Origin of the sequence: Streptomyces sp. NPDC017991, assembly GCF_044328075.1 — a bacterium.
Lineage (GTDB): Bacteria > Actinomycetota > Actinomycetes > Streptomycetales > Streptomycetaceae > Streptomyces.
Window position 1 is genome coordinate 1 of sequence record NZ_JBIRGP010000022.1, and the last position, 22,376, is coordinate 22,376.

Sequence of the window (22,376 nt, forward strand, 5' to 3'; positions counted from 1 at the left end):
ACCACGTGCCGCGCCGGCCCGTGGACCCCGCCGCGGACACGGCGCCCGCCCTGCCGGAGGGCGTACGGGTGCGGTCCTGTGCCACCGAGGCCGACCGGCCGCGGGTGCGCGGGCTGTACCGGTCCGCCACGGAACCCAGGGCGCGGCCGGCGACCGACGGGAACCGGTCCGCGGCCGACGGCGGACGGGAACCGGTCCGCGGCCGACGACCGACAGGAACCAGTCCGCGGCCGGCGACCGACGGCGGCCGGTTCGTGGTCGCCGACCGGGGAACCGGTCCGCGGCCGCCGTCGGGCGGGAGGCGGCTAGCCGATCTCGGCCAGGAGGTCGCCGCCCTCCACCTGCTGGATCCGGTTGATGGCCAGTCGGTTCACCCGGCCGCCCTTCGGGGCGGTGATGGTGGCCTCCATCTTCATCGCCTCGATGGTGGCGACGGTGGCACCGGCCTCCACCTCGTCGCCCTCGGCGACCGCCAGCGTCACCACGCCCGCGAACGGCGCGGCGACGTGGCGCGGGTCGGACCGGTCGGCCTTCTCGGTCACCGGGACGTCGGTGGCGGCCGCCCTGTCGCGGACCTGGATGGGCCGCAGCTGGCCGTTCAGGGTGGACATCACGGTGCGCATGCCGCGTTCGTCGGCCTCGCCGATCGCCTGGAGCTCGATCAGCAGCCGCACGCCCGGCTCGAGGTCGACGGCGTACTCCTTGCCCGGGCGCAGCCCGTAGAAGAAGTCCTTGCTGTCCAGGACGCTGGTGTCGCCGAAGGCCTGGCGGTGGGTCTCGAACTCGCGGGTCGGCGCGGGGAAGAGCAGCCGGTTGAGGGTGGTGCGGCGGGTCTTCTCCAGGCCTTCGCGGTCCTCGGCGGTCAGCTCCGTCACGGGCTTGGGCTCGGCGCGGCCCTGGAGGGCCTTGGTGCGGAACGGCTCGGGCCAGCCGCCGGGCGGGGTGCCGAGTTCGCCGCGCAGGAAGCCGATGACCGAGTCGGGGATGTCGTACCGGTCCGGGGCCCCTTCGAAGTCCTCGGGGCGCACCCCGGCGCCGACCAGGTGCAGGGCGAGGTCTCCGACCACCTTGGAGGACGGGGTGACCTTGACCAGCCGGCCGAGGATGCGGTCGGCGGCGGCGTACATCGCCTCGATCTCCTCGAAGCGGTCGCCGAGGCCGAGCGCGACGGCCTGGGTGCGCAGGTTGGACAGCTGGCCGCCGGGGATCTCGTGGTGGTAGACGCGGCCGGTGGGCGAGGCGAGGCCCGCCTCGAACGGGGCGTAGATCCGGCGGACGCCCTCCCAGTACGGTTCGAGGTCGCCGACGGCCTGGAGGTCGAGGCCGGTGGGGCGGGCGGAGTGGTCGGTGGCGGCGACGAGCGCCGACAGCGACGGCTGCGAGGTGGTCCCGGCCATGGAGGCCACGGCTCCGTCGACGGCGTCCGCGCCGGCCTGGATCGCGGCGAGGTAGGTGGCCAGCTGGCCGCCCGCCGTGTCGTGGGTGTGCAGGTGCACCGGCAGGTCGAACTCGCGGCGCAGCGCGGAGACGAGGGTGGCGGCGGCCGGGGCGCGCAGCAGTCCCGCCATGTCCTTGACGGCCAGGACGTGCGCGCCGGCCTCGACGATCCGCTCGGCGAGCCGCAGGTAGTAGTCGAGGGTGTAGAGGCGCTCGTTCGGGTCGGACAGGTCGGAGGTGTAGCAGAGGGCGACCTCGGCGACCGCCGTGCCCGTCCCGCGCACGGCGTCGATGGCGGGGCGCATCTGGTCGACGTCGTTGAGCGCGTCGAAGATGCGGAAGATGTCGATGCCGGTGGCGGCGGCCTCCTGCACGAAGGCGTCGGTCACCTCGGTGGGGTACGGGGTGTAGCCGACGGTGTTGCGGCCGCGCAGCAGCATCTGGAGGCAGATGTTGGGGACGACCTCGCGCAGGGCGGCCAGCCGCTCCCACGGGTCCTCGGCGAGGAAGCGCAGGGCGACGTCGTAGGTGGCGCCGCCCCAGCACTCCAGGGAGAGCAGTTCGGGCAGGGTGCGGGCCACCAGCGGGGCCGAGGCGAGGAGGTCCTTGGTGCGGACCCGGGTGGCGAGCAGCGACTGGTGGGCGTCGCGGAAGGTGGTGTCGGTGACGCCGATGGTGGGCGACTCGCGCAGCCGGCGGGCGAAGCCCTCGGGCCCGAGGTGGATCAGGCGCTGCCGGGAACCGGCGGGCGGCTCGCCGTCCGGCGTCGGGGGCAGCTTGGTGACCGGGTCGACCAGGTCGGGCCGCTCGCCGTGCGGCTTGTTGACCGTGACGTCGGCGAGGTAGGTGAGCAGCTTGGTGCCGCGGTCGGCGGAGTGACGGGCGGTCAGCAGGTGCGGCCGCTGCTCGATGAACGAGGTCGTGACCCGTCCGGCCTGGAAGTCCGGGTCGTCGAGGACGGCCTGGAGGAACGGGATGTTGGTGGCCACGCCGCGGATGCGGAACTCGGCCACGGCGCGCCGGGCGCGGCCGATCGCGGCCTGGAAGTCGCGGCCCCGGCAGGTGAGCTTGACCAGCATGGAGTCGAAGTGGGCGCTGATCTCCGTACCGGCGTGGGTGGTGCCGCCGTCGAGGCGGATGCCGGAGCCGCCCGGCGAGCGGTAGGCGCTGATGCGGCCGGTGTCGGGGCGGAACCCGTTGGCGGGGTCCTCGGTGGTGATGCGGCACTGCAGGGCCGCGCCGCGCAGGGTGACGGTGTCCTGGGACAGGCCGAGGTCGGCCAGCGTCTCGCCGGAGGCGATGCGCAGCTGGGCCTGGACCAGGTCGACGTCGGTGACCTCCTCGGTGACCGTGTGCTCGACCTGGATGCGCGGGTTCATCTCGATGAAGACGTGGTTGCCGTCGCGGTCGAGGAGGAACTCGACGGTGCCCGCGTTGCGGTAGCCGATCTCGCGGGCGAAGCGCACCGCGTCGCCGCAGATCCGCTCCCGCAGTCCGGGGTCGAGGTCGGGCGCGGGCGCCAGTTCGATGACCTTCTGGTGGCGGCGCTGGAGCGAGCAGTCGCGCTCGAAGAGGTGGATGACACCGCCCTCGCCGTCGGCGAGGATCTGCACCTCGATGTGGCGCGGGTCCACGACGGCCTTCTCCAGGAAGACGGTCGGGTCGCCGAACGCGGACGCGGCCTCGCGGGAGGCCGCCTCGATGGACTCGCGCAACTGGGCGGGGTCCTCCACCCGGCGCATGCCGCGCCCGCCGCCGCCGGCGACCGCCTTGACGAAGACCGGGAAGCCGATCTCCTCGGCGGCCCGCACCAGTTCGTCCACGTCGTTGGAGGGCGCGGAGGAGCCGAGCACGGGTACGCCGGCGGCGCGCGCCGCGGCGACCGCGCGGGCCTTGTTGCCGGTCAGCTCGAGGGTGCGGGCGTCCGGCCCGACGAAGGTGATGCCCGCCTCCTCGCAGGCGCGGGCCAGTTCGGGGTTCTCGGAGAGGAATCCGTACCCCGGGTACACCGCGTCCGCGCCCGCCCGGCGCGCCGCGGCCACGATCTCCTCGACGGAGAGGTAGGCGCGCACCGGGTGGCCCGGTTCACCGATCTCGTAGGCCTCGTCGGCCTTCAGCCGGTGCAGCGAGTTGCGGTCCTCGTGGGGGAAGACGGCGACGGTGCGCGCACCCAGCTCGTAGCCGGCGCGGAACGCCCGGATCGCGATCTCACCACGGTTGGCGACCAGCACCTTGCGGAACATCCTGGATCCCTTCAGCCTGCCCGGTGACGGGACCATGGTGTCCGTGCCGGGCACGGAGTGCCATGTGAGTCAGGCCACTCACCGCTCCTCCGCCGCCCGTGCGAGGGCGGGGAGCCCCGGAAGCCGCCCGGACCACGGCGAGGGGAGGCGCACGGGCCGGCTGCCCGGCTCCTGGCTGCCGGTGGTCGCGGACGGTTCCGTCCGGGACCGGGCGCCCGCGCTGCTCGCCGAGGCGGAGCGGACGCCGAGCGCCCCCCTGCGGACAGGGCCGTCCACCCCGGCGACGAGGACGGCCGCACCGGGTGGGCGGAGGCCGGCACCGGGCCGGGTGGGTGGAGGCCGGCACCAGGGGTCGGGTGACCCGGGTGATGCCGGCCGACGGTCAGGGCCTCCCTTCCGGGTCGCGCCGGGTCGCGGGGTCCGGTCCGGGGGAACGGCCTCGCGACCGGCCGCCGTCGACGGCCGGAGTCCGCACCGTGGACGGTGTGCCGGGGACGGCTGTCGTCAGTCGCGAGCGGCGTCCATCAGTTCCTGGAGCCGGACCATGCATGAGGCGCAGTGGCGGTCGGTGTCGTGCGCGGACGACGCTCGGACGACCGAGAGTTCGGTTCCGCACAGACTGCTGTCGTGGTGGTGCCGGGACACCACGTGCCACACCAGCTCACCGCCGCCCGACGCCAGGCCCACCTTCATCTCGTACACGGCTCTTCCCTTCTGCCGGGCATGCCTCCAGCAGACCGCGTGCGGCGCCGCGCGTCCCGTCGGGCTGGGCCGTTCGAAGGATCCCGCTCCCGGACGGCGCAGCCCGGGTGGCCCCGGCGCGTCGGCCGTGGGAGGGTCGTTCAGCTTCGCGCGTCGCGGTGCACGGTGAGGGAGGACACCTCGAAGGACATCTCCGTGACGTCCGGAGCGGGCGCCGGATGGTAGCGGCCGGCGCATACGGACAGGTTGACGATGAGGTAGGCGTGCCAGCCCCGCCCCACGCCCCGGTGGTCGGCGAAGACGGTACGGCCGTTCAGGGCCCACACGACGTCGTCGGCGCCGAACCGCACGCTCAGGTCGATCCAGCCGCCGGGGCGGACGGCCTCGTCGCGGTGGTACCGGTGGGCGCGCCGTACGTGGTTGGAGAGTTCCAGCAGGTCGGGGTTGTCGGGGTGGTACTCGAACACGTCGATCTCCTGGTCGCCGTCCCGCCAGGTCCAGATCGCCGGCCAGGCCCCCGTCTCGACGGGCAGCCGGACCCGGGCGTCGAGCCGGTCGCCCGCCCGGACGGTGAAGCCCTCCTCGCTGCCCTCGGTGGTCAGCAGTCCGCTGTCCCACAGTCCGTCGGCGCGGCGGGTGGCCCGGAAGGTGCCGCTTCGGGAGTAGGCGGGATCGGACACCAGGTGGTCGAGTTTGTTGTCGCCGGGATTCACCGGCCCGCCGTCGGGATAGGCCCACGAGCGGCCGGCGATCCACTGCCGGGGCGAAGCGAAGTCGGCTCTGAAGCAGGGGTCGGTCACGGGCGTCCTCCTCGTCCTGGGACGCGGTGCGTCGCGCGAGGCATCCCCGTTCCGGCCGGCGTCATGCGAGGACCGCGGGCACGGGGGGCGGCAAACCGCCCGGCCGGGGGACGGGAGGGCACGGGTGTGCGGGGCGCGTCGTCACGGGACGCCGGCCGCGGAGGACCCCCGGCCCCACCGGTGTGCTGTACGAGGACGGCGTCGGGGTCGCCCGCAACACGTCCGTCACCATCACCCCGGGCGCCATCGGCTCCGGCACCACCACCGCCGACCACCTCGGCAGGTCCGTCCACTCCGGCGACAAGCTGTTCAAGGGCCGGATGCGCGACTTCCGCGTCCACGACCGGGCCCTGGCGGCCGCCGAGGTGGAGCAGCTCGCGCTCCCCGTCGCCACCCGGGGCGTCGCCGACGACGGGGCCGCGCTCGGCCTCGGCGACACGAGCGCCGTGACCGCCGACCTGGACCTGCCGAGGACCGGCACGGCGGGCGGCTCCGCGATCACCTGGGCCAGCGACACCCCGTCCGTGGTGACGGACAGCGGCAAGGTGACCCGCCCCGCGGCCGGCGCGCCCGACGGCCGCGCCACGCTCACGGCGACCCTGACGAAGGGCACCGTGACGGCCACCAAGTCCTTCGACGTCACGGTCCTCGCGGCCTTCGCCGACGCCACCGCCGCCCGGCGGGCCGCCGACGCGCTGACCGTGCACGGCCTCGACGACGTGCGCGGCAACCTCACCCTCCCGTCGGCCGGCGCCCGCGGCACCGCCGTCACCCGGGCCTCCGCGCGGCCGGACGCGGTCGCCGCGGACGGAGTGGTCCACCGGCCCGCGCACGGCGCCGGCGCCACCACGGTCGAACTGACCGCGACCGTCACCAAGGGCGACGCGACGGCGACCCGCGTGTTCACCGCGAAGGTCCCCGAACTCCCCGCGCCCGCCGCCCTGAAGGGCTGCCTGTTCAGCTGCTTCACCGGCGAGGGGACCGCCGACGGCGAGCAGCTCCACTTCGCGCTCAGCAAGGGCGACGACCCGCTGAAGTGGCGCGAGCTGAACGACGGCAGGCCCGTCCTGACCTCGTCGCTCGGCGAGAAGGGCCTGCGCGACCCGTTCGTCATCCGCTCCCCGGAGGGCGACAAGTCCTACCAGACAGCCACCGACCTGAGGATCTACGGCAACGGCGACTGGGACGCCGCCCAGCGCACCGGCGGCAGGTCCTTCGACGGGACCGGCGGCAGCGTCGCCCGTGACTCCGGCGGCCACGGCCACCACGGCACGTACGTCCGCACGCCCGGCTTCGGCACCGGCGTGCACGGGGGCTCGTTCAGCATGTCGGGCGACTCCGCCGCCTCCCCGTACGTGCAGATCCCCAACGGGCTGCTGGAGAACGCCGGCAGCGTGACCGTGCCGACCGGCCACGTCACCCTCGCCTTCGGCCCGGCCCGCCTGAAGTTCCGCTCGACGGCCGCCGACCGGCTGGTCGTCACGGGCTCCGAAGGCGTCCTCCAGGGCTCCGGCACGGTCGACGGCGTGAACGGCTACGCCTTCCGCGTCACCGCCACGGACGCCCCGGACGCCTTCCGGATCCGGATCTGGAAGAAGTCCACGGGGGGCGTCGTGTACGACAACGGCATCGGGGCGAAGGTGGCCGGGGTGGTCTCCGTGGGCCGCTGAGAGACGGCCGGACGCGGCCGTCGGCACGCCACGGCCCGGTGGGCGCGCCCACCGGGCCGTCGTGTGCTCAGCGGGTGACTCGGCGGCGCCCGTACACCAGGGCCAGGCCGACCGCCGCGACGCCGACGGCGGCGGCGAGGGCACGGCCGCGGGAGCGTCCCCGCGGGAGCGGGCGGGCCGACCCGACGGATCCCACGCTCAGCGAGGACCCGACGGAGGCGACGGACCCGGCGGAGCCGACCGAGACCACCGACAGCACGCTGCCGACCGACCCGACGGACAGCGCGCTGCCCACGGACCCGACGGACAGGAAACTGCCGACCGACCCGACGGACAGGAAACTGCCCACGGACCCGACGGACAGGAAGCTGCCGACGGAGCCGGCGGACAGGGAGGAACCGGCCGACCTCACGGACAGGGCCGCCCGGCCCGGCCGGGGCGCGCCCCGGGAGCCGTCGGTACGGGGAGGGAACGTCATGCGCCGATCCTTCCAGAAGTCCGCCGTCAGGTGTCGAACTCCCCGCGCCAGGAGCCCAGGACGAGGTGCTTCGGCAGGTGCGGCGAGGCGGTGTCGACGGGGAAGCCCCTCTCGTGGGCGAGGCAGGCCATCGCGAGGGGGCCCAGCGCGACGTGGCGGCGCGGGTCGGAGGATCCGTCGTAGTAGCGGGCGTGGTGGGCGAGCGCCTCGGCGAGCACCCCGGGGAAGAGGTCCTGCTGTCCGGTGAGGACGCGGTGGAAGACGGCGACGGGCTGGTAGTCGACGAGGTTCAGGAAGTCGGCCGGGGTGCGGGTGGCCACCTGGGGGTGGGAGGTCTCCATGGTGGCGACGAGCCGGGGCACCACGTCGTCGACGGGGACGTCCCCGAAGTAGCCCTGGAGGGTGTCGATCCAGTGGAAGAGGTAGTCGTCCTCGTCCGGACCGGCCCGGCGCAGGTCCGCCGTCGGAACCATGGCGAGGGTCCTCAGCCGGGCGGCCTCGCGGCAGACGAGGGCGAGGCAGAAGGCGTCGAGCCAGGCGCGGGCGGTCGCGTGCGGGGCCGGGCCGGTGGCGGGCAGCGCGAGGACCCGGTCGCCGATCCGGCAGTCCACCGTCCCCTCGCGGACCAGGGTGGTGGCGAACAGGGCGCTGCCGATCTGCATCGCCGTGACCCAGGCCTCCCAGGTCCCGAGCTCCGCCGCGTCGGCGTCGTCGGCACAGCGGGCCAGCGCGTGGGCCAGGGCGGTCTCGAGAGCGAACGGGAAGGCGGACGGGTCCTCGGTGAGCCGCTCGGTCGCCTCGGCGACGGTCCGGGCGAGCCCGTCGACGTCGGGCACGTCGGGCGCGGTGCGTACGCCGGGCTCGGCGGACGCCGGCCGGCCGGCGCCGTGCAGGGTCCTCATCAGCTCCAGCAGCTCCGGCGGCGGCACCACGGACAGGACGCGGCTGTCGCGGTCGAAGGCCGTGACGCACACCAGCCGGCCCCCGTGCCACCAGTACAGCCGCGGGGTGAGCGCGCCGGGGCCGTCCTGGTAGGCGCCGAAGGCGTAGGCCTGGAGGTCGTTGACGGCGTCCACGACCGTGCCGTCGACGATCGGGTGGAAGGCCAGCAGATGCCGGGTCGGCACGGCGACGAGGGCGCCCGCCTCCGGCAGGTCCCGTCCGGTGACCTCCCGGACCAGCTCCGGCAGGACCAGCGCCTTGCTCGAGACGAAGGGGGAGTCGCCGTGCACGGAGTGCAGCAGCGCTCCCGACGGGGCGGGGACCCGGGTGTGCTCGACCGGCTCGGCGAGCAGGTTCGCGCGCCCGGCGGCCCACAGCGCGTCGAGGCCGGCCCGGGCCACGTCGCTGTCGCCGAGGACGCGCACGGTCTCGGGCGCGTCCAGCGCGAGGGCGACGACGAGGTCCTCGGCCACCGGGCGGACGTACCGGAACCGGTCCGCGGCGTCGGCCGGGAAGGCGTCGTGCGGCAGCAGACGCAGCCGGGTGCCGCGCAGCAGTCGCTCCGCGTCCTCGTCGCCGCGGGAGGCGGACTCCAGGCGGGTGAAGTGCTGCCCGACGAGGTCCGGCCAGGTCTCCTCCGGCGCGTCCCGGCACCAGCGGGCGAGGTTGGCGAGCGGGTACCGGTGGCCGTCGTGCTCGACGGCGTCCGCCGTGACCGCCGGGCGTATGCCGTGCCGGGCCGCGAAGTGGTCGGCCGTCAGGGTCCGCAGGCGGTCCGCCTGGGCGACGGTGAGGGAGGGCAAGGAGGTGTCGGGTGCGTCGTGTCGCGTCACGTGATCACTGTACGGAGGGGGGGGGGGGGGGGGGGGGGGGGGGGGGGGGGGGGGGGCCGGGCCCCCCCCCCGACCGCCGTACCGACGACGCTAGTTGATCGCCTTGATCAGTTCGCCGTTCGCCGTGTCGCCGCTCAGCTCCCAGAAGAACGTGCCGCCCAGGCCCTGCGCGTTCTTGTAGCCCATCTTCCCGGCGATGGTCGACGGGGTGTCGTAACTCCACCAGTCGCTACCGCACTTGGCGTACGCGGTGCCGCCCACGGTGCCGGTGGCCGGGCACTTGGTCTTGAGCACCTTGTAGTCGTCGATGCCCTGCTCGTACGTACCCGCCGCCGGCCCGGTGGCCGAGCCGCCGGGCGCCGCCTGGGTGACTCCGGTCCAGCCACGGCCGTAGAAGCCGATGCCGAGCAGCAGCTTCGAGGCCGGTATGCCCATGCCCTTGAGCTTGGCGATGGTCGCGGAGGTGTGGAACTCCGCCTTCGGGATCCCCGAGTAGGAGTTCAGCGCGGAGTGCGGAGCCGTGGGGCCGGTCGCGTCCCAGGCGCCGAAGAAGTCGTACGTCATCGGGTTGTACCAGTCGACGTACTGGGCCGCGCCCGCGTAGTCCGCCGCGTCGAGCTTGCCGCCGGCGGTGGCATCGGCCGGGATCGCCGAGGTGACCAGCGCCGAGCCGCCGAACTTGGCGCGGACGGCCGACATCAGGTTCTTGTACGCGGCCCGCCCGCTGGTGTCACAGCTGAGGCCGCAGCTGTTGGGGTACTCCCAGTCGATGTCGATGCCGTCGAAGACATCGGCCCATTTCGAGTTCTCGACCAGGTCGTAGCAGGACTGGGCGAAGGCCGCCGGGTTCTTGGCCGCCTCCGTGAAGCCGCCGGACCAGGTCCAGCCGCCGAAGGACCACAGGACCTTGAGGTTCGGGTGCTTCTTCTTCAGCTCGCGCAGCTGGTTGAAGTTCCCTCGCAGGGGCTGGTCCCAGGTGTCCGCGACCCCGTCGACCGACTCGGCCGCGGTGTGGGTCCGCTCGGTGGCCGCGTAGGAGTCGCCCATCGCGCACTTGCCGCCGGTGACGTTGCCGAAGGCGTAGTTGATGTGCGTCAGTTTGGCCGCGGAGCCGGACGTCTCCACATTCTTGACCAGGTACTTCCGGTCGTAGGTGCCCCATTCGGTGAAGTAGCCGACGACCTTGGAGCCGGCCGCCGCGGCCGAGACCGCTGTGGGGGTGGCGGCCTTCCCGGTCGTAGCGGCCGTAGCGGTTGTGGGCGTGGTGGCCGTCGTACCGGCCGCGCTGGCCGCGCCCGCGCCGGCGAGCAGCCCCGCGCCGAGGGCGGCGCAACACGCGGCGGACAGGAGCGCCCGGAAGCGGACGCGAGGGCGGAGTGAGCTGAGCATCGGACTCCTCGTGGGGGAGAGGGGAACATGCGCCGATCGGCATGAACGCGGTGAAGCGTTGGCGAAACAGTAGGAGGACTAGACCAGTTGGTCAATGGTTCGGACCAATTCCCCGCGGGAATTCCTACAGGAATTCTCCACTCTCCTGAGTAAGCGGTCGTTAACTGGTGACTCCATGCCTCCGATCGGGCATACTCACAGCGCACAGCCGCTGATCAGCCGCTTCCGCGACCCGGAGACGCGAGCATCGTCGGTGCTCAGTGAGACCCGGCGGCGCAGCCCCACCCAGGTGTGCGCCCGCCGATGTGCCCGACAGGGAGGATCGTCGCCATGCCCGACCGCGCCCCGCAGCCGGTGGACCGTCAACTGCCCACCGACGAGGCCCGGGATCTGATCTCGCTCGTCCGCGACATCGCGCAGCGCGAGATCGCCCCGAAGGCGGCCGAGGAGGAGGACGCCGGCCGCTTCCCCCGGGAGATCTTCACCCTGCTCTCGGAATCGGGACTGCTCGGCCTTCCGTACGACTCCGAGTACGGCGGCGGTGACCAGCCGTACGAGGTCTACCTCCAGGTTCTGGAAGAGCTGGCCGCCGCCCGCCTCACCGTGGGCCTCGGCGTCAGCGTGCACTCGCTCGCCTGTCACGCCCTCGCCAACTACGGCACCAAGGAGCAGCAGGTCGAGCACCTCCCGGACATGCTCGGCGGCGGCCTCCTGGGCGCCTACTGCCTCTCCGAGCCGGCATCGGGCTCGGACGCGGCGTCCCTGCGTACGAAGGCCGTGCGGGACGGTGGCGACTGGGTGCTCACCGGGACCAAGGCCTGGATCACGCACGGCGGGGTCGCCGACTTCTGCACCGTGCTCGCGCGGACCGGCGCCGAGGGGCCGCGGGGCATCACGGCGTTCCTGGTGCCCGGTGACGCCGAGGGCCTGAGCGCCGCGGTGCCCGAGAAGAAGATGGGCATGAAGGGCTCACCCACCGCCCAGGTGCACTTCGACGGGGTGCGGGTCCCGGACAGCGGGCGTATCGGCGAGGAGGGGCAGGGCTTCGCGATCGCCCTGTCCGCACTGGACTCCGGGCGGCTCGGCATCGCGGCATGTGCCGTGGGAGTCGCCCAGGCCGCGCTGGACGAGGCGGTCGCCTACGCGACGGGGCGCGAGCAGTTCGGCCGGCCGATCGCGGACTTCCAGGGCCTGCGCTTCATGCTGGCGGACATGGCGACGCGCATCGAGGCGGGCCGTTCGCTGTACCTCACCGCGGCCCGGCTGCGGGACGCGGGACGGCCCTTCGCCCGGCAGGCGGCCATGGCGAAGCTGTTCTGCACCGACACCGCGATGCAGGTCACCATCGACGCCGTCCAGGTACTCGGCGGATACGGCTACACCGCGGACTTCCCCGTCGAGCGGTACATGCGCGAGGCCAAGGTGCTGCAGATCGTCGAGGGCACCAATCAGATCCAGCGGATGGTCATCGCCCGTCACCTCGCGGGTCCCGAGTCGCGCTGAACCGTCCGTACGCGTACATCGCCGCGGGGGCCACCAGCCGGGCCCACTCCGGATCATGGCGACCGGGCAGGGTCCGGCCGCGGTCGGACCAGGCGCGCATCATGGCACGATAGATGGGCGGGTCCGCGGACTGATGGGGGCCTTGCGATCCCTGTGGTCCCTGATACCCCTGTGGCTCCTGGGGTGCCTGCAGTACTCGCGTCCACTGTGTCTCCTGGGACGCCAGGTGCTCCTGGGGCTGCTGTGTCCCCAGGCTTCCCACAGCCCCGTGAGCCCCGTGAGTCCCGTGAGTACCAGGGTTCCCTTGAGTCCTGTGCGTTACCTGCGTTCCCTGCGTCCCTTGAGTCCCCTGGGAAACCGATTCCGCCGGGGGGAGAAACCCGCGACGACGGCCCGTCTCTGCGTATGTCTCTGCGTACGAAGGGGTCATACCGGGCCAACGTGCTTCGGGGCGGGCAGGTCACCGACTGGCGAATTCGCCTGTGCGTTCGCGGGGGTTCCGGGGTCGCGCGGGGCTGCCGGACTCTGGCCCCGCACGCTCATCTGACGTACCGTCAACTCTCCCGCGCCGCGCGCCCCGGGAGGCAGCCGATGCCCGACGACCGTCCCGTAGCCCTCGACGAGTACCCCGTGCACCAGGTTCCCCTCTCGATGAAGCACGTGGCGACGGGGGACCGGAACGCCTACGACCGGTGCATCTTCCATGTCCTCGACCATCGGGGCAGGGCGCTGCTCGTCCTGGGGCTCGGGGTGTATCCGAACGTGGGCGTCATCGACGCGTACGCGACCCTGCGCGTCGGGGACACCCTGCACGCCGTGCGCGCCTCGGACGCCCTCGACGACGACGAGCGGATGCGCCTGTCCGTCGGGCCGCTCCGGATCCACGTCGAGCGCCCCCTGAAGGACTTCGTCCTGAGCTGCGCGGCCGACCCCGCCGACCCGGACGGACTGTCGTACGAGATCAACTGGTCCGCGGACTTCCCCGCCCTGTGGGAACCGCATCACCTGCAACGCCGCGGTGCCCGGCTCACGTTGGAGGGCAGGCGCTTCGTCCAGGCGGGCCGGTGCGACGGCTGGATCCGGATCGCGGGGGAGGAGACACGGCTGTCCGGCGACGGCTGGACCGGCACCCGCGACCGCAGCTGGGGCACACGTCCGCTGCCCGGCGAGGAGGGCGGCCGGCTGGCCGAGGAACACCGGACCGAAGGCTTCCACTGGCTCTGGTGCCCCGTCCGCTTCGAGGACCGTTTCCTGATGGTCGTCACCCAGGAGGACGCCGACGGCTACCGGACCCTGAACGACGCGACACTCGTACGGGCCGGACGGCGCGACCGCCAACTCGGCTGGCCCCGGACGGAGATCGCCTACCGGAGCGGCACCCGCCACCCGCAGAGCGCGACCGTCCACCTCGGCGACCCCCGCAAGTCGCTCGAACTGGGCGTCGAGATCCTGGCCTCCTCCCCGCTCGCCGTCGGCGCGGGCTATCCGCCCGCCGAGGACTGGCAGCACGGCACCTGGCAGGGCAGGGGCTGGACCGACCGCCGCGCGTACGACCTCTCGGATCCTGCGGCTGTCGGGCTCGCCGCGTACGGGGTGACCGACCACGCGGCCCGCTTCACCCTCGACGGGCGCACCGGGTACGGGATCTTCGAGCACGGCTCGTTCGGGCGGCACGACCCGAGCGGGTTCACCGGGTTCGACTCGGTCGCCCCGTGAGAAGCGTGCAGGTCGCGAAGGAGTGGCGGCATGGCTGAGGCACCTCGTCCCCGTCCTCGTACGACCACCCGTGACCCGGAGGAGATCGCTCGGCGGCTGACCGCGTGGCTCGCCGTCCGGCTGCCCGGCGCCGAGGCGGTCGACGTCAGCGTCCCCACGTCCAACGGACTGTCGAGCGAGACCCTGCTCTTCGACATCGAGCACCCCGAACCCCCGGTCCGTGCCTGCGCGTTGCGCCTCGCGGCGGACCCGGCGGCGTACACCGTCTTCCCCGTCTACGACCTGCCGCGGCAGTACCGCACCATGCGGCTGGTCGCGGACCGCACGGACGTCCCTGTGCCGCGCGTGCTGTGGCTGGAGGAGGACCCGGGGCCGCTCGGGGCGCCCTTCTTCGTCATGGAGCGTGTCGAGGGGCGCGTACCGCCCGACGTCATGCCCTATACCTACGAGGGCAATTGGCTGCACGCCGCGAGCGCGGCCGAACGAGAACGGCTGGAGACGGCGTCGGTGGGCCTCCTCGCGCGGCTGCACGACCAGGTCCCGGTGCAGGAGGCCGGTTTCCTCGCGACGCCCGGAGCGGGGAGCCCCCTGCGGTGTCATGTCGAAGCCCAACGCGCTTATCACGCATGGGTGGTTGACGGACTGTCACGCTCGCCGCTCATCGAGGACGCCTTCGACCGGCTCGACGCGCTCTGGCCGCGCGACGAGGGCGAGACGGTGCTCAGCTGGGGCGACGCACGCATCGGGAACGTCGTCTACGACGGCTTCGAGCCCGCCGCCGTCCTCGACTGGGAGATGGCGGCACTGGGTCCGCGCGAGGTCGACCTGGGCTGGATGATCTACCTGCACCGCTTCTTCCAGGACCTCACGGAGGGCTTCGGGCAGCACGGACTGCCCGGCTTCCTGCGCAGGGGCCGGGTCGAGGCGCGCTATGCCGAACTCACCGGCCACACACCACGGGACATGGACTTCCACATCCTGTACGCCGCTCTGCGGCACGCCGTCGTCATGCTGCGTGTCGCCTACCGGCGGGTGCACTTCGGTGAGATGGACGTCCCGGCGGATCCGGACACGCTGATCCTGCACCACGACAGCCTGCGAGCCATGGTGCAGGGCGATTACAGGGATTAGGGATCGAGGCCCCTGCGGCGCTTCGGCGGGGTCCGGTCCGTGCTCGGCCTGCCGGGTCCTAGGGCCTGTCTGGCAATTCCCGCCTGCCTCGCGACGCCATGCACGCACTCTCGCCGCACCGGACACAGAGCCAAGTACGTCCAGTACGAGGCCCTGCGCCCGGCACGCCGAGAGCACGCGCCTGACGCCGCGAGGCCGCCCTCCGGGCGACGACGGGAATTGCCAGACAGGCCCTAGGCCGCCTCGCGCCGCATCACCGGCACCTGCCTGGGCCGCGAGCCGGGGCCTCCGACGTGCGAGAAGGGCTGGGTCCGCCAGTCGAGTCCCTGTGGGAGCGTCAACAGCAGGGCGGTCTCCTGCTCCTGGATCTCCTTCGTCTCGTCGGCGGGCCGGGCGTCGGCCGCCGCACGGCCCGTACCGGCGCAGACCGTGAGCCCGAAGGGGTTCCACGGCGACGCGCAGAGCGCGTGCTCCGGCAGGCTCTCCTCGTCCGCCAGCAGCGCGATGGGCTGCACGCAGTCCGGGCAGATCACCCGGTACATCTCGAAGGTGTCGTACGCGTCGAGCTCCTCGCCGTCCAGGGCGTCCGGTTCGACGCCCTCCGGCTCGGGTTCGAAGACCGACTGCTGCCGCTTGGGCGCGGTACGTCCAAGACGCTTGAGACTCTGCATGGGTTACTCCCCCTCGGATGGGCCGACAAGGTGCTGCGACCTCGGCCACAGCAAGCACTTCCCGCCCTGTCTCCGCGGTAATCACGAGAACATCACGGAAGCGGGCTGTGTCATGTGGTGTTCGTCACATGCTGACCGCAGGTGCCCGACCCGGCTGGTTTGTGCCCCACGCGTACCGCCGGGCCGGCCCGACCGCGCCGCGGGGCGGGGATGACCTGCGCCGCCGAGTATCCGGGGGGATCAAGCGCACTGTAGGTTCTCCGCCATGGAGGAGCTGGACCGCCACATCGTGCAGCTGCTCGTCGAAGACGGGCGGATGAGCTACACCGACCTGGGCAAGGCCACGGGCCTGTCCACGTCTGCCGTGCACCAGCGGGTGCGCAGGCTGGAGCAGCGTGGCGTCATCCGCGGCTATGCCGCGGTCGTCGACCCCGAGTCGGTGGGGCTGCCGCTGACGGCGTTCATCTCGGTGAAACCGTTCGACCCCAGTGCGCCGGACGACATCGCCGAACGGCTGGCGGGGGTACCGGAGATCGAGGCCTGCCACAGTGTCGCCGGTGACGAGAACTACATCCTGAAGGTCCGCGTCGCGACTCCGCACGAGCTGGAGGAGCTCCTTGCGCGGGTGCGTTCGCTGGCGGGGGTGTCCACGCGGACGACGGTGGTCCTCTCGACGCCGTACGAGGCGCGACCGCCGAAGATCTGAAGATCTGACGGCGGGGCCTACGCCGGGCGCGTGGGCCTGCCGGCCGGGCGCGTGCGGTTCGCCCGCGGGCCGGTGGGCGCCGTTCGCGCCGTTCCCCGCGCCCCTGGAGAGGGCGCTGCCGGGACCCGCGCGGCGGGGCGTCCCTTCGAGGGGTGAGACTGTTCCCATGAGTGACAGCACCACCGACCCCGGGCCGGATCGCACCCCCGCGGGGACTCCTCGTACGACACCGTCCGGTCGGGACGACCGATCCAGCGCGGCGCGGACCGTGCTGCTGCGTGGCGGTGAGGTCCACAGCCCCGCCGACCCGTTCGCCACCGCGATGGTCGTGGAGCGCGGACAGGTCGCCTGGGTCGGTTCGGAGGGCGCCGCCGACGCCTTCTCGGACGGCGTGGACGAGGTGGTCGACCTCGAAGGGGCGCTCGTCACCCCGGCGTTCACCGACGCGCACGTGCACACCACGGCCACCGGCCTCGCCCTCACCGGCCTCGACCTCTCCGACACCCGCACCCTCGACGACGCCCTGGCCCGCGTACGGGACTTCGCGGCCTCCCGCCCCGACGACCGGGTGCTCCTCGGCCACGGCTGGGACGCCTCCCGCTGGCCCGGACGCCGGCCCCCGCGGCGCGACGAACTCGACGAGGCCACCGGCGGCCGTCCGCTCTACCTCAGCCGGATCGACGTCCACTCCGCCGTGGCCACCACGGCCCTGCTGGACATGGCGCCGGGCGTACGCGGGGCGGCCGGTTTCCAGGACGGCGAGCCCCTCACCCGCGACGCCCACCACGCCGTACGCGCCGCCGCGTTCGCGGCCGTGACCCCGCGGCAGCGTACGGAGGCCCAGCGGGTCGCCCTGCGGCACGCCGCCTCGCTCGGCATCGGCTCCGTGCACGAGTGCGCCGGCCCCGAGATCTCCTCCGAGGACGACTTCACCGGACTGCTGCGGCTCGCCGCCGAGGAGGCGGGCCCCCGCGTCGTCGGCTACTGGGCCGAGCAGGACGTCGCCAAGGCCCGCGCCCTCGGAGCAGCCGGCGCAGCGGGCGACCTCTTCGTGGACGGCGCCCTCGGTTCGCACACGGCCTGTCTGCACCGGCCGTACACCGACGCGGACCACACGGGCACCGCCTACCTGGACACCGACGCCGTCGCCGCCCATGTGGTGGCGTGCACCGAGGCGGGGCTCCAGGCGGGCTTCCACGCCATCGGGGACGCCGCCGTGGCCTCCGTGGTCGACGGCATGCGCGCAGCCGCCGAGAAGGTCGGTGCGGCCCGCGTACGCGCCGCCCGGCACCGCGTCGAGCACGCCGAGATGCTCACGCCCGAGTCGATCGCCGGTTTCGCCGACCTCGGCCTCACCGCCTCCGTCCAGCCGGCCTTCGACGCGCTGTGGGGCGGCGAGGAGGGCATGTACGCCGAGCGCCTGGGTGCCGAGCGCGCCCGCACGCTCAATCCCTACGCCGCCCTGCTGCGCGCCGGCGTACCGCTCGCCTTCGGCTCCGACAGCCCCGTCACCCCGCTCGACCCCTGGGGCACGGTCCGGGCCGCCGCCTTCCATCGAACGCCCGAACACCGGGTGTCCGTCCGCGCCGCCTTCACGGCGCACACGCGGGGCGGCTGGCGGGCGGTCGGACGGGACGACGCGGGGTCCCTGGTGCCGGGCGCGCCCGCGGACTACGCGGTGTGGCGCACCGAGGAACTCGTGGTCCAGGCCCCGGACGACCGGGTGGCCCGCTGGTCGACCGACCCCCGCTCCGGCACCCCGGGACTGCCCGACCTGTCACCCGGTGCGGACCTGCCCGTCTGCCTGCGCACCGTGGTCGGCGGTCGAACCGTATTCGTACGGCCGGACGAGTGATGTCCCGGGGTGGCGCGGTGGGGATCATGGTCCGACGGGCGGTCGCGCGACCTGCGCATCCTCGGCGCTGACCAGGCATTTCTTGGAAAACCCGCAGGTGGAACGACTGTTGACAGTGAGCGGCAGGTGGCCGGTAGGTTCGGCCGGGTCCACCACCGGACGTCCGGCCGGTGAACTTCCGCGCAGTCGCCGCAGCGCAGTTGGGTCAGGGGTGGTGTGCCGCACCGGCGCACCACCACTGGGAGCCAGGCCCAGCGTCCGCGCCACGGGGCGAGGGAACGTTCCGGCCGGATGGTGTGACCCGGGTGGGGCCCGGCCGCTCAGTAGACAACGGCTTTCGGTCGACCCGCAGCCAGCGGGTCCCAGGTCGGCCCGAAGGGCGCCGGGCCCCGATCCGCAGTTCCCCTCCGTCGTGCGACCCTTTTTCCCTCGTACGACCCCGTTGTGCGACTTTTCAAGTCGGCGCCTTACCTGCGGGAAGAGCGGCGCTCGCTATGGTGGTGCCCCTCTCGCACGGAAGTTTTAAGGGGAAGCTGTGAACGACGGCGTTGAGCGACGGTTCGGTCCGCTCGGCACGACCTTGGTGATCATCCCGACCTTCAACGAGGCGGAGAACATCAAGAGGATCGTCGGCCGGGTGCGGGCGGCCGTACCCGCGGCGCACGTCCTGATCGCCGACGACAACAGCCCCGACGGCACCGGCAAGCTCGCCGACGAACTGACCGTCGAGGACGACCACGTCCACGTGCTGCACCGCAAGGGCAAGGAGGGCCTCGGCGCCGCCTACCTCGCCGGTTTCGGCTGGGGGCTCGAACACGGGTACGGCGTCCTGGTCGAGATGGACGCCGACGGCTCCCACCAGCCGGAGGAGCTGCCCCGGCTGCTGACCGCGCTCAAGGGGGCCGACCTGGTACTCGGGTCCCGCTGGGTGCCGGGCGGCCGGGTGGTGAACTGGCCCAAGTCCCGGGAGTTCCTCTCGCGCGGCGGAAGCCTGTACTCGCGTGTCCTGCTCGACGTGCCGATCCGTGACGTCACCGGCGGCTACCGGGCCTTCCGTCGGGAGACCCTGGAGCGGCTCGGCCTCGGGGAGGTCTCCTCGCAGGGTTACTGCTTCCAGGTCGACCTGGCCCGTCGGGCCGTCCGGGCCGGCTGTCACGTCGTCGAGGTGCCGATCACCTTCGTCGAGCGGGAACTGGGCGACTCCAAGATGAGCCGCGACATCCTGGTGGAGGCGCTGTGGCGGGTCACCACGTGGGGCGTGGGGGAGCGGGCGGGGCGCGTGCTGGGGCGGAAGAAGCCCTGAGCCGCCTTCCGGTCGCACAGGCTGGGCTGATCGCCTCTTTACGCTTTATGCCGTACTGAGCCCTGGCCAGGCACACTGGAGGCATGACGACTGGCGCACCGATCCCGCCCTCCTCCGCCTCCGGCTCCCCCTCTGGCCGGCCCCGGCGCTCACGGCTGCTGAGGTTCCTGCCCCTGGGCGTGGCCGCGTGGCTGGTGCTGGAGGTCTGGCTGCTGACGGTGGTCGCGGGCGCGGCGAGCGGCTTCGCCGTGCTCCTGCTGCTGGTCGGCGGGTTCGTCCTCGGGGCCGTGGTCATCAAGCGGGCCGGCCGCCGGGCCTTTCGCGCGCTGAGTGAGACGCTGCAACAGCAGCAGAGCGGGGCGCTGCCGGAGGGCAGGGCCAATTCCGAGGGCAACGGCCTGATGATGCTCGGCGGGCTGCTGCTGATGCTGCCCGGGCTGATCTCCGACGCGCTCGGGCTGCTTCTGCTGGTGCCGCCTGTGCAGAAGGCGCTCGGGCGGTATGCGGAGCGGACGTTCGAGCGGAAGGTGCGGGAGGCTTCGGGGTCGTTCGGGAGCGCGTTCCAGCAGGCTCGTATCCACCGGCCCGACGGGAAGGTGGTGCAGGGTGAGGTGATCCGCGAGGACGCTCCGCGTGACCGTGAGGGCAACCAGGGTTCGCGGCCCCCGCTGACCGGCTGAGGCGTCGGCGGGGCCTTTTCCGCCCCCGCCGCCCCTACCCGTTCCCGTCACGTACTCAGGGGCTCCGCCCCCGAACCCCCGCTCCTCAAACGCCGGAGGGGCTGAGACACCCCCCGTTCCCGTTGGGGGCGCGGGGAACTGCGCGACCTCCGCCACAGCGGGTCCGCACGTCGTCCCCGGAACCCGAGCCCCACGCAAACGCACAGAACCGCAGGAACCGTACCCAGAAGTACGGTGCCCGCGGTCGCGTGCGTGCGCTGTATGCCGCTCAACCCCCGGAGGGGTTACGCGGACTTGCGGCTGTCCCGAGGGTGGACCGCAATGTTCATGGCTCCGGATCGAAGCACGGCCAGGCGCTCTTCGAGGACCTCTTCGAGCTCCTCTCGCGTACGCCGTTCCATCAGCATGTCCCAATGCGTACGCGCGGGCTTGGCCTTCTTCTCTTCAGGGCCGTCGCCGTCCACCAGGAGTGCCTGGGCCCCGCAGACCTTGCACTCCCACTCCGGCGGGATCTCCGCCTCCACCGAGAAGGGCATCTCGAATCGATGGCCCTTCTCGCATGCGTACTCCACGGCCTGGCGGGGGGCCAGGTCGATGCCGCGGTCCGTCTCGTAGCTAGTCACCACGAGGCGCGTGCCGCGAAGAGCTCGCTCACTCATGAATCGTGCCTCCCGGGCTTGTCGCCCACAGGACAGGTGTCGCTGTCGTCGTCATCCGGTCAACGTCCGGTCGGCGGTAAAGATTCCCGCTCCGGGACATGCGTCGCCGTCGTAGCCGCCCGTTGTTGTACCCACCTGCGCCCGGTATGTCACATCTGACAGCAGATGTCACCCGGTGTTGCGGCATCTTTGACGCGCAGTAACGGTACGCCTGGCAGGCCAAACGCGTACACTACCGCCCTTTGGCGCTGAGCGCTAAATCCTCGCCGGAACGGGGTTGCCCGCGTCGCGCACCGCCCGGCGCACCGGAACCCTCGCGAGCAGCACGAATCCCAGGACGAAGAAGGCCACGAGCGAGATGATCGCGTCCCGGTAGCTGCCCGTCAGCTGGTAGGTCACGCCGAACAGGAGCGGCCCCAGCCAGCTCATGCCGCGGTCGCTCATCTCGTACGCCGAGAAGTACTCGGCCTCCTTGCCGGGCGGCACCAGATGCGAGAACAGGGACCGGGAGAGCGCCTGGCTGCCGCCGAGGACCAGGCCGATGCCCGCGGCGAGGACGAAGAACCAGCCGGGCGCTTTCGCGGGCAGGAAATATCCGGCGGCCAGCGTGAGGGTCCAGGCGACCAGGGACCCGAGAATGATCCGTTTGGCGCCGTACGTCCGGGCCAGTCGGCCCATCCCGAGGGCCCCGGCCACCGCGAGCAGCTGGACCAGCAGCACGGCGACGATCAGCGTCGACTGGTCGAGGCGCAGCTCCTCGGACCCGTACACGGAGGCCTGTGAGATGACCGTCTGGATGCCGTCGTTGTAGACGAGATACGCGAGGAGGAAGGCGAGTGTGAGCGGCTGACGGCGCATGTCGCGCACGGTCGCCGCCAGCTGGCGCCAGCCGTGTGCGGGCCTGCCCGGCGCATCCTCGGCCGGGTGCGGTGTGCGGCGGTCGCGCAGGCGCTTGAGCGGTACGAGGGTGAAGGCGCCCCACCAGATGCCCGCCGAGGCCAGGCAGATACGGACCGCCATCGCCTCCGAGACCCCGAAGGTGTCATGGGCGGTGTAGAGCACCAGGTTCGCCACCAGGACCAGCGAGCCCGCCGCGTAGCCGAACGCCCAGCCCCTCGACGAGACGGCGTCGCGCTCCTCGGGCGGGGCGATCTGCGGCAGATACGAGTTGTAGAGCACCATCGAGACGGCCAGCGAGGCGTTGGCCACGATGAGCAGGAGACCGCCCAGCAGATAGCGGTCGCCGTCCAGGAAGAACATGCCGGCCGTGGCCGCGGCGCCCAGGTACGCCGAGAGCGCGAGGAGCGGCTTCTTGCGGCCCGTCCGGTCGGCCGCCGCGCCCGCCAGCGGCATCACGAAGATCGACAGGATCACGGACGCGGACACGCTGTAGGCGAAGAACGAGCCCGCGCGCAGGGGTATCCCCAGCGGGTGCACGAATCCGTCGGCGTCCGAGGCCGCCTTGGCGACCGACGTCAGATAGGGGCCGAGGAACACGGTGAGCACGCTCGTCGAATAGACGGAGCAGGCCCAGTCGTAGAAGTACCAGCCGCGTTGCTCGCGGCGCCGTTCGGCGGCCCCGTCGGCCGCCCGTTCCCGCACGGTGTCGGTGCCCACCCGTGCCCTCGCTTCCCCGTCGTGTCCCTGTGCGCGGACGC

The 22,376-nt window shown here is 72.7% G+C and carries 17 protein-coding genes and 1 pseudogene; 8 read left to right on the forward strand and 10 right to left on the reverse strand.

Features of this window, described 5'->3' with window-relative positions:
- Positions 1–305: 305 nt before the first annotated feature.
- From ACH4DZ_RS41770 to ACH4DZ_RS41780, 3 genes are all read right to left on the reverse strand, one after another.
- Entirely contained in the window at positions 306–3,680 is a 3,375-nt protein-coding gene (locus tag ACH4DZ_RS41770) for a pyruvate carboxylase (RefSeq protein ID WP_397957882.1), read from the reverse strand.
- Between the two features lie 504 nt (positions 3,681–4,184).
- Positions 4,185–4,382, reverse strand: a complete 198-nt coding sequence (locus ACH4DZ_RS41775) for a hypothetical protein (protein ID WP_397957884.1) — start codon at positions 4,380–4,382, stop codon at positions 4,185–4,187.
- Between the two features lie 140 nt (positions 4,383–4,522).
- Complete coding sequence (locus tag ACH4DZ_RS41780; RefSeq protein WP_397957886.1) at positions 4,523–5,182, reverse strand: beta-glucanase; 660 nt, start codon at positions 5,180–5,182, stop codon at positions 4,523–4,525.
- A 170-nt stretch (positions 5,183–5,352) separates the two neighbouring features.
- Here ACH4DZ_RS41780 and ACH4DZ_RS41785 point away from each other — a divergent pair.
- Positions 5,353–6,396: pseudogene (locus ACH4DZ_RS41785) on the forward strand (immunoglobulin-like domain-containing protein); the annotation flags it as partial.
- A 523-nt stretch (positions 6,397–6,919) separates the two neighbouring features.
- Here the strand turns inward: ACH4DZ_RS41785 and ACH4DZ_RS41790 are convergent.
- From ACH4DZ_RS41790 to ACH4DZ_RS41800, 3 genes are all read right to left on the reverse strand, one after another.
- Positions 6,920–7,330 carry a hypothetical protein gene (locus ACH4DZ_RS41790; protein WP_397957887.1) on the reverse strand — a complete coding sequence of 137 codons (411 nt, stop codon included), beginning with the start codon at positions 7,328–7,330 and terminating at the stop codon, positions 6,920–6,922.
- Between the two features lie 26 nt (positions 7,331–7,356).
- Complete coding sequence (locus ACH4DZ_RS41795) at positions 7,357–9,105, reverse strand: immunity 49 family protein (RefSeq protein WP_397957888.1); 1,749 nt, start codon at positions 9,103–9,105, stop codon at positions 7,357–7,359.
- A 90-nt stretch (positions 9,106–9,195) separates the two neighbouring features.
- Positions 9,196–10,494, reverse strand: coding sequence for a glycoside hydrolase family 18 protein (locus ACH4DZ_RS41800; RefSeq protein WP_398294593.1), 1,299 nt, complete (start codon positions 10,492–10,494; stop codon positions 9,196–9,198).
- Positions 10,495–10,824: 330 nt separating this feature from the next.
- Between ACH4DZ_RS41800 and ACH4DZ_RS41805 the strand changes: the two genes are divergently transcribed.
- On the forward strand, positions 10,825–11,997 hold the full coding sequence (locus tag ACH4DZ_RS41805) for an acyl-CoA dehydrogenase family protein (RefSeq protein ID WP_398294595.1): 1,173 nt from the start codon (positions 10,825–10,827) through the stop codon (positions 11,995–11,997).
- On the opposite strand, the gene ACH4DZ_RS41810 is transcribed toward ACH4DZ_RS41805, so the two are convergent.
- Positions 11,960–12,190, reverse strand: coding sequence for a hypothetical protein (locus ACH4DZ_RS41810; RefSeq protein ID WP_398294693.1), 231 nt, complete (start codon positions 12,188–12,190; stop codon positions 11,960–11,962). The genes ACH4DZ_RS41805 and ACH4DZ_RS41810 overlap by 38 nt on opposite strands.
- Before the next feature lie 398 nt (positions 12,191–12,588).
- On the opposite strand from ACH4DZ_RS41810, the gene ACH4DZ_RS41815 reads away from it, so the two are divergent.
- Entirely contained in the window at positions 12,589–13,713 is a 1,125-nt protein-coding gene (locus ACH4DZ_RS41815; RefSeq protein ID WP_398294597.1) for a hypothetical protein, read from the forward strand.
- A 30-nt stretch (positions 13,714–13,743) separates the two neighbouring features.
- Entirely contained in the window at positions 13,744–14,844 is a 1,101-nt protein-coding gene (locus ACH4DZ_RS41820; RefSeq protein WP_398294599.1) for a phosphotransferase family protein, read from the forward strand.
- A 233-nt stretch (positions 14,845–15,077) separates the two neighbouring features.
- On the opposite strand, the gene ACH4DZ_RS41825 is transcribed toward ACH4DZ_RS41820, so the two are convergent.
- Positions 15,078–15,515, reverse strand: a complete 438-nt coding sequence (locus ACH4DZ_RS41825) for a hypothetical protein (protein ID WP_398294600.1) — start codon at positions 15,513–15,515, stop codon at positions 15,078–15,080.
- A gap of 265 nt (positions 15,516–15,780) precedes the next feature.
- On the opposite strand from ACH4DZ_RS41825, the gene ACH4DZ_RS41830 reads away from it, so the two are divergent.
- The 4 genes from ACH4DZ_RS41830 to fxsA all read left to right on the forward strand — a co-directional run bounded on the left by ACH4DZ_RS41830 (position 15,781) and on the right by fxsA (position 20,059).
- Positions 15,781–16,221 (forward strand): Lrp/AsnC family transcriptional regulator, encoded by a 441-nt coding sequence (locus tag ACH4DZ_RS41830; protein WP_398294602.1) that lies wholly within the window; start codon positions 15,781–15,783, stop codon positions 16,219–16,221.
- A 166-nt stretch (positions 16,222–16,387) separates the two neighbouring features.
- Positions 16,388–18,076 carry an amidohydrolase gene (locus ACH4DZ_RS41835; RefSeq protein WP_398294604.1) on the forward strand — a complete coding sequence of 563 codons (1,689 nt, stop codon included), beginning with the start codon at positions 16,388–16,390 and terminating at the stop codon, positions 18,074–18,076.
- 535 nt (positions 18,077–18,611) lie between these two features.
- Complete coding sequence (locus ACH4DZ_RS41840; RefSeq protein WP_398294606.1) at positions 18,612–19,379, forward strand: polyprenol monophosphomannose synthase; 768 nt, start codon at positions 18,612–18,614, stop codon at positions 19,377–19,379.
- Between the two features lie 83 nt (positions 19,380–19,462).
- Entirely contained in the window at positions 19,463–20,059 is a 597-nt protein-coding gene (gene fxsA, locus ACH4DZ_RS41845) for an FxsA family membrane protein (RefSeq protein ID WP_398294608.1), read from the forward strand.
- A 284-nt stretch (positions 20,060–20,343) separates the two neighbouring features.
- On the opposite strand, the gene ACH4DZ_RS41850 is transcribed toward fxsA, so the two are convergent.
- Positions 20,344–20,718: an RNA polymerase-binding protein RbpA gene (locus ACH4DZ_RS41850; protein WP_003977404.1), complete on the reverse strand. Its 375-nt coding sequence runs from the start codon at positions 20,716–20,718 to the stop codon at positions 20,344–20,346.
- 255 nt (positions 20,719–20,973) lie between these two features.
- Positions 20,974–22,335 carry an MFS transporter gene (locus ACH4DZ_RS41855; RefSeq protein ID WP_398294610.1) on the reverse strand — a complete coding sequence of 454 codons (1,362 nt, stop codon included), beginning with the start codon at positions 22,333–22,335 and terminating at the stop codon, positions 20,974–20,976.
- Positions 22,336–22,376: the final 41 nt, after the last annotated feature.